The sequence below is a fragment of the Xanthovirga aplysinae genome (assembly GCF_009711365.1).
Taxonomy (GTDB): Bacteria; Bacteroidota; Bacteroidia; order Cytophagales; family Cyclobacteriaceae; genus Xanthovirga; species Xanthovirga aplysinae.
In genome coordinates this window covers 1-7,702 of record NZ_SMMB01001079.1, presented here as the reverse complement: position 1 = coordinate 7,702, position 7,702 = coordinate 1, and the positions used below count along the sequence as shown (strand labels likewise).

The 7,702-nt window shown below is 37.9% G+C and carries 7 protein-coding genes; 6 read left to right on the top strand and 1 reads right to left on the bottom strand.

Translation table 11 applies throughout. From position 1 onward, the window contains the following. The first annotated feature begins 173 nt into the window (after window positions 1–173). The 6 genes from ccoN to E1171_RS12235 all read left to right on the top strand — a co-directional run bounded on the left by ccoN (window position 174) and on the right by E1171_RS12235 (window position 6,286). Window positions 174–2,315, top strand: a complete 2,142-nt coding sequence (gene ccoN, locus E1171_RS12260; protein WP_155206297.1) for a cytochrome-c oxidase, cbb3-type subunit I — start codon at window positions 174–176, stop codon at window positions 2,313–2,315. Between the two features lie 52 nt (window positions 2,316–2,367). Then, complete coding sequence (locus tag E1171_RS12255) at window positions 2,368–2,565, top strand: cytochrome C oxidase Cbb3 (protein ID WP_155206296.1); 198 nt, start codon at window positions 2,368–2,370, stop codon at window positions 2,563–2,565. Then, window positions 2,558–3,517 (top strand): cbb3-type cytochrome c oxidase N-terminal domain-containing protein, encoded by a 960-nt coding sequence (locus E1171_RS12250; protein ID WP_246164313.1) that lies wholly within the window; start codon window positions 2,558–2,560, stop codon window positions 3,515–3,517. Before E1171_RS12255 ends, E1171_RS12250 begins: the two co-directional genes overlap by 8 nt. Window positions 3,518–3,568: 51 nt before the next feature. After that, complete coding sequence (gene ccoG / locus E1171_RS12245; protein WP_155206295.1) at window positions 3,569–4,996, top strand: cytochrome c oxidase accessory protein CcoG; 1,428 nt, start codon at window positions 3,569–3,571, stop codon at window positions 4,994–4,996. Between the two features lie 87 nt (window positions 4,997–5,083). Then, window positions 5,084–5,524 (top strand): FixH family protein, encoded by a 441-nt coding sequence (locus tag E1171_RS12240; protein ID WP_155206294.1) that lies wholly within the window; start codon window positions 5,084–5,086, stop codon window positions 5,522–5,524. Window positions 5,525–5,578: 54 nt separating this feature from the next. After that, window positions 5,579–6,286, top strand: a complete 708-nt coding sequence (locus E1171_RS12235; RefSeq protein WP_155206293.1) for a sulfite exporter TauE/SafE family protein — start codon at window positions 5,579–5,581, stop codon at window positions 6,284–6,286. Window positions 6,287–6,391: 105 nt separating this feature from the next. Here the strand turns inward: E1171_RS12235 and E1171_RS12230 are convergent, their stop codons facing one another. Then, window positions 6,392–7,333: a hypothetical protein gene (locus E1171_RS12230; RefSeq protein WP_155206292.1), complete on the bottom strand. Its 942-nt coding sequence runs from the start codon at window positions 7,331–7,333 to the stop codon at window positions 6,392–6,394. Window positions 7,334–7,702 lie beyond the last annotated feature (369 nt).

Genomic DNA, 7,702 nt, shown 5'->3' with positions numbered 1-7,702 from the left:
CATCTTTTCAACTAATGCTCATCATTCCCCTTCCCAACTCATGGAACTAACTTGCCGCTCATAAATAATTTACCTGTAGGAAGAGCTCCCATTAAGCACTTTTTCACCAATTAAGATAAAAAAAGTCGAACGGGGGTCTAGAAGATCTATTAAATAATTTTTTTCTGAAGAATATGGTACTGGAAAAGTTTGCCTATGATAATAAGGTCGTTAAGGCTTTTATTATCGCTACGGTTGTTTTTGGGTTGGTTGGTATGCTGGTAGGCCTTACCGCAGCCATTCAAATGTTTTATCCGGCCTTTAATTTTGATTTGCCTTATACCACTTTTGGTCGAATCAGGCCTTTGCACACCAATGCAGTGATTTTTGCATTTGTGGGAAATGCCATGTTTGCAGGTACTTACTATGCTTTGCAACGTCTTTTAAAGACACGATTATTTAGCGATACCCTAAGCTGGATACACTTTTGGGGTTGGCAGGCCATTATTGTGGCAGCAGCCATTACCCTCCCTTTAGGTTACACTATAGGAAAAGAATATGCCGAACTGGAATGGCCCATTAAAATTGCTATCACAATCATATGGGTGATATTTGGAATCAACATGATCGGAACCATCTTAAAGCGTAGGGAGCGTCACATGTATGTGGCTATTTGGTTTTTCCTTTCCACCTTCGTGACTGTAGCAGTATTGCATGTCGTGAATAGTTTCGTGCTTCCGATTGGTTTATTTAAAAGTTATTCCTGGTATGCAGGAGTACAGGATGCTTTAGTACAATGGTGGTATGGGCACAATGCAGTGGCCTTTTTCTTGACCACTCCTTTTCTAGGACTAATGTACTATTTTGTTCCTAAGGCTGCTAATCGGCCTGTTTATTCCTATAAACTATCTATTATTCACTTCTGGTCACTCATCTTTATTTATATATGGGCTGGTCCCCATCATTTATTATATACTTCTTTGCCAGATTGGGCTCAAACCTTGGGAGTTGTTTTTTCAGTCATGCTTATTGCTCCTTCCTGGGGTGGGATGCTCAATGGTTTAATGACTTTAAGAGGTGCCTGGGATAAAGTACGAGATCAGGTTGAGCTCAAATTTATGGTGGTAGCCTTAACCGCTTATGGGATGGCAACTTTCGAGGGGCCTATGTTATCCTTAAAGAATGTTAATGCTATTGCTCACTTTACCTCCTGGATTGTGGCTCACGTCCATGTAGGTGGCTTAGGTTGGAATGGCTTCCTAATTTTTGGAATTTTATATTGGATGATTCCAAAGATGTGGCAAACAAAGCTTTATTCGAGGAAATTAGCCAATGTTCATTTTTGGCTGGGCACATTAGGAATTGTGGTTTATGTAGTGCCTCTTTATTTTGCTGGGGTTGCCCAATCCTTAATGTGGAAAGAATTTACTCCTGATGGATTGTTGAAGTATCCTAACTTTTTGGAATCCACAATGCAAATAATCCCTATGTATGGCTTAAGGGCTTTAGGAGGCGCACTTTATTTGTCCGGAACCATAGTTGGGGTTTATAATATGTGGAAAACTACTTCTCTAGGAGATTTCTTGGCCAATGAACCAGCAGAAGCACCCGCATTGGAAAAAAAGAAAGTTTTTAGGGGAGAAAAATGGCATTCGGCATTGGAAAGAAAGCCAGTCATCTTTACCACTTTGGCATTGGTTGCTATACTGGTGGGAACAGCCTTCGAATTTTTACCAACATTTCTGATTAAGTCCAATGTGCCAACAATAGCTAGTGTAAAGCCTTATACGCCCTTAGAATTACATGGAAGAGATGTTTATCTCAAAGAGGGTTGTATGAATTGCCATTCGCAAATGATTCGTCCATTCCGATCGGAAACAGAGCGGTATGGAGAATATTCCAAAGCTGGGGAGTACGTGTATGACCACCCTTTTCTATGGGCTTCCAGACGTACAGGCCCGGATTTACATAGAGAGGGAGGAAAATATCCTGATTCCTGGCATTATAATCACATGCTGGATCCACAAAGTATGTCACCGGGGTCAATAATGCCTCCATATCCTTGGTTATTCGAGGAATCTTACGACATGAATATGACACCTAAAATGATCAAAGCCATGCAGACTCTGGGAGTACCATACCCAGAAGGATATGATCAATACGCTAATGATGATGTGAAAAATCAAGCCAATCTAATCACCCAGCGGTTAAAGAGTGATGGCATTGAGATAGCCCCTGATAAGGAAATCGTAGCCCTAATTGCTTATCTGCAACGATTGGGGACTGATATTAAAGTGGAGCAGGTGATTGCAAGAGGGGAAAAAGATGAAGAATGAGTTGTAGAGACGCAATGTTTTGCGTCTCTACATTGAATTAAAATACAAGGTTATGTTTAAGCACTATTTCGAGCAAGTTCAAAATATAGAGGTCGGTCCTTTGATCTCTTTAATGATCTTCTTCCTATTTTTTTTGGGATTGATCATATGGTCATTTACAACTGATAAGCGCTATTTTAATCGAATGGGCCAATTGCCCCTAGAGGAAGATAATTTTTCAAAGGCTTCTAAAAAGGATAGTTATGAGTAGTAGAAATGGAATAGGCTTTATTACCAAAAGAATGAAAACTTTAACCAGAGTTATATTTAAAGCTTTTGTTTTCATGTTTGCTTTTATTTTTCTTTCTGGAAATGCCTGGGCACAGACAAAAGAGTCCTCATTTTGGCAAGTTGAAGATTCCCAACTCCTGTTAAATACGGTTTTAATAGCCGCTTTGGTGGTAGTTTTATTGGCATTTTTTGTAATGCTGTATTTGCTTCGGGTATTTCGGTTGTTATTGGACTTAAAAAAGGAAGCGATTGGAAAGTCTCAGGGGATAGCTGTAGAGGCTGTTAAAGAAGAGAAAAACCTATTCGATCGTTGGAATGCCGCCGTAGCCATAGAAGATGAACATAAAATCTTGCTAGATCATGATTATGATGGAATTCGGGAATTGGACAACCATTTACCTCCGTGGTGGAAATACTTGTTTTATGCCACCATTGTTTTTGCGATAGTTTATGTAGGGGTTTATCATGTTTGGAAGATTAGACCATTACAAGCGGAAGAATACCAACAAGAATTAGCATTAGCTAAGGAAGACATGGAAGCCCGAATGGCCGCAATTGGGGAAAGGATAGATGAAAGTAATGTGGAATTGACCCGGGACTCTAATGATATAAAAAACGGACAGGAAGTGTATATGGCTAGTTGCTCCCCTTGTCATGGAAAAGCTGGTGAGGGGGGCGTTGGTCCCAATTTAGCAGATGAATATTGGTTACATGGAGGCTCCATAAAAGATATTTTTAGAACCATTAAACATGGTGTTCCTGGTAAAGGAATGGTGGCTTGGGAAGGTAAATTAAGCCCCGTTCAAATGCGGGATGTTTCTAGCTTTGTTATAAGCCTGGAGGGTACAAATCCTCCAAATGGGAAAGAGCCACAGGGTGAAAAATATGTGCGAGAGGAAGCAGAGGTATTTCATGCTTCTGCAGGAAATTGATCCGAAGCTTATATTATGGCTATTAGGACCAATAAATAAGGGTAAATTTGAATGGATACGAGTAGGCAGAATGAGCAATTGTATCGTGACTCCATCTCCACGGTGGATAAGGATGGGAAAAGAGTATGGGTTTATCCTAAAAAGCCAAAGGGAAAGCTACACCGGGGAAGGGTTATCGTATCCGTTATATTGTTGTTCCTTTTATTCTCAGGCGCTTTTATAAAGGTTAATGGTATGCCTCTCTTTTTGTTCAATTTGTTTGAACGAAAATTTATTCTCTTTGGGATGGCATTTTGGCCTCAGGACTTTTTCATTTTTGTCCTGGCAATGATCGCCTTTGTGGTCTTTATTATTCTTTTTACGGTGATTTATGGACGGGTCTGGTGCGGATGGGCCTGTCCACAAACCATCTTTATGGAGATGGTATTCCGAAAAATAGAATATTGGATTGAGGGGGATGCCAATCAACAAAGAAAATTAAAGGCTTCTCCATGGAATCGGCAAAAGATTCTGAAGAAGGGGGGCAAACATCTAATATTTGGGTTGCTTTCCCTTTTGATAAGTCATTTGTTAATGGCGTATTTGGTAGGGGTAGAGGAAGTGAAGGAAATCATTAGCCGACCTCCTACAGAAAATTTGACGGGTTTTATCGGATTAGTAGTATTTACTGGTATTTTTTATTGGGTATTTGCATTCTTCCGAGAGCAGGCTTGCATTGCTGTTTGTCCCTATGGGCGGCTTCAGGGTGTATTTTTGGATAAGAAGTCCATTGTAGTGGCCTATGATTACCTTAGGGGGGAAAAACGTGTCAAGTTAAATAAAAAAGCCAAAGTATCCTTGGAAGCATCCGGTGAGAAGGCAGGAGATTGTGTGGATTGTAGCCTTTGTGTGCAGGTTTGTCCTACAGGTATTGATATCAGAAATGGTACACAATTGGAATGTGTCAATTGTACTGCTTGTATTGATGCTTGTGATCAGGTGATGGAGAAAATTGGTAGGCCAAAAAAATTGATCCGATATGATTCTCTTATTGGAATAGAAACAGCAAAGAAATGGACTTTTAACCCAAGAATTGTGGCCTACACCAGTATTTTGGTCTTAATTCTTAGTGTTCTAACCTATTTGATTGCCAGTCGAAGCGATATCGAAACAACTATTCAACGTGTTCCTGGAATGTTGTATCAAGAGCAGGAAAATGGGCAAATTAGTAATCTCTATAATATTCAATTAGTGAATAAAACTTTTCAGGATAAAATCATTAGGCTTCAGCTAAAGAATCATCCTGATGGGACTATTCGTCAGGTAGGCAGTGAAGGAGAAATTCTGGTGAAGGCAGGTGAACTATTTACTGGGGTCTTTTTTATTGAGCTTCCAAAAAAGGAATTGAACGGGATGAAGAGCAGCTTGACCATACAGGTTTATCAGGAGAACGAAATAATGGATGAGGTAAACACCAATTTTATGGGACCCGCTAACTGATTCGTAAATTTGTATTAAGATTTTGAGGTTTCAAAGGTGTTGAGCGATGGATATTTTCATTGGTTAAATAATTAAACAAAGAAAGTTATGAACTGGGGAAAAAGCGTGGCATTAGCTTTTGTGCTTTTTGCTATTATGATTATAGGTTTGGTCGTCGTATGTGTAAAACAGGATGTAAACCTTGTGGCTGAAGACTATTATAAACAAGAAATTGCTTATCAGGACCGAATAGATGAGATTCAAAATGCCAAGCAAATGGAAACCAAAATCCAGTTTGTTTTGAATAAAAAGGAGCATATGGCTAATCTCGTTTTTCCTAAAGAAGCCGGTCAGGAGGATTTACATGGGGAAATTCATTTTTTTAGGCCTTCTGATGCTTCCATGGATAGAAAGGTGGTCCTGGCTTTGGATTTAAATGGACAACAACAGATTGATATTAGTAAATTATTTCCGGGGTATTGGAAAATGCAACTTTCGTGGACAGCTAATGGAAAGCGGTTTTTTGAAGAAAAATCCTTTATGTATTGAATTATAAATAGTTAAGAAGCTAAAGTTCCTTAATTATTAACTTTTAATAAAAAAATGGCTTTGTGGACAGCTTTCATAGTGGGGTTGATGGGCAGTATGCACTGTGTGGGAATGTGTGCCCCTTTGGCTATGGCCTTACCAGGGGATAGATCTTCTCGGTGGAAGTTTGTTCAAAGCCGGCTGTTTTATAACCTGGGAAGAATTATTACCTATTCCTTATTGGGGTTCTTCATTGGGATTCTAGGTGAGGGAATTTCATTAGCTATTCCTCAACAATATTTATCCATATTTGCTGGAATAATTATTATTTTCTCCCTAATTCTACCCTCTTCCTATTTGCAAAAATTTAAAGCATTTTTGCCATTATATCGTTTCACGAATTTTTTAAAGCAAAAATTTTCCCTTCAATTTAAAAGAAGGGGGCCAAGCACTTCCTTTTTTGTGGGACTTTTAAATGGTCTTTTGCCTTGTGGAATGGTATATGTGGCACTTGCAGGAGCCATGGCAGGAGGAAATAGTTTGTTTAGTGCCACTTATATGGCTGTTTTTGGTATGGGAACATTGCCTTTAATGTTGACAATCTCTTTAGGAGGGAATTTTTTACCTATAGCTTTAAAAGGAAGTTATCGAAAAGCTCTTCCCCTTTTTACCTTTCTTTTAGGCTGTTTATTTATATTGAGAGGAATGAACCTGGGAATTCCTTATTTAAGCCCACAATTAGTTCAGGACAATTCTTTTGTTGATTTTATTCTTTGTCACTGAATGTTTCCTTTTGATATATGGATTTTTATTGATGATACCATGGGTTGGTAAAGGGTTCTGATAATACAGGATTAAATTGTTGCTACACTATTAATTGGGCCGATCTTATTTTTCTTGAAAAATATGTTTATTCAATACTTTGCCCCAAACTTCATGACCAATTAAATTTAGATGAACATGGTCATAAAAAAAAACTCCTCTTTCATTTGAGCGAAATTTCAAAACATCCTCTAAAAGGTAAGTTACCTCAATACAATTCTCTTCTAAATAGCTCTTAACACGTTTATCATAAGGAGCTCCTTTATACACCTGGGAGCTGTCAGGTGAAATAAATATTTGGTGTTGGTATCCTTTAGACTTTAAAAAATCATCAATTTCTTTTAAAGCCAGCACTGCATCTTTTACCAAAATATCAGCTTTCTTTTCTTCTTCCTTTGGGGAAAGTGAGGTTCGGTTCCAATGAGATAGATTATTATTGAGGTATTCTCTTAAAAAGAACATGCCTACTTGATGTATGGCAGATTTGGGTTTGGTATACCAAAATCCATGAAAAGAGGAAGCACGCTGTAACCCTCTATAAAAATCATTTTCGATTAATACCGTCACATATGTTTCTGAAGGAGTAAAATCATGTAATTTGACTAAAGCGTGAATGTTTTTGACTCCCCAACCATTTACACCAGCTGAGCCGCTGATAAGACTATCAATCCCTTCAAGTGCTAAGTTGCTAAATAACTCATGGTTCGATACGGTTTCTCCAAAAGTGACAGAATTTCCCAAAAACAAGATTTTATTTTCCTTTTCAACAGGATTCCAATCTTTATTGGCTCTAATCCCTAAATTATTAGTGTTAATTAAATTTCCTGAACGTTTTATGATGCTTTGTTGAGGTAAGGGTCGATAACCATAGGTTGGGCTGGAATCGTAAATTAAAGGATTACCAAGATGAAAAAACTGGCGTAAGGAAAACTCCAAAACTCCAACCATTAGAGTAGTAATGGTTAGCAAATATAGCCAAAAGACAAGTCTTTTTTTATGAAACTTCATAGGGTAAGAAGGTAATCTAGTAAATTCAGAGAAAAAGAAGAGGGGTTCTATTGGAAAGAATAAGTTATTAGAGGAAATGAACCCAGAAAAATTCTTTTCATTTTCTATATTTTTCTCTTCTGGATTCTAGGAATAATATAAAGATTTTCTCCTTAAAAATCTAAAATTTGCTTCAATCAAATTTTTGTAAATTGGGGAAAAGATATGGCCAAATAATAAAAAGAATTTTAAAGTCAATTGGATTTAAGTGGATGTTTGTTCAATCTGGTGTGCGCTATTCATAGGTGAAAAATTATACCCCCATAAATTTGTAGGGAAAAAGGAATTTATAGATGAATCTTTTCCCCTGCCATTCTTAATATAATTAGT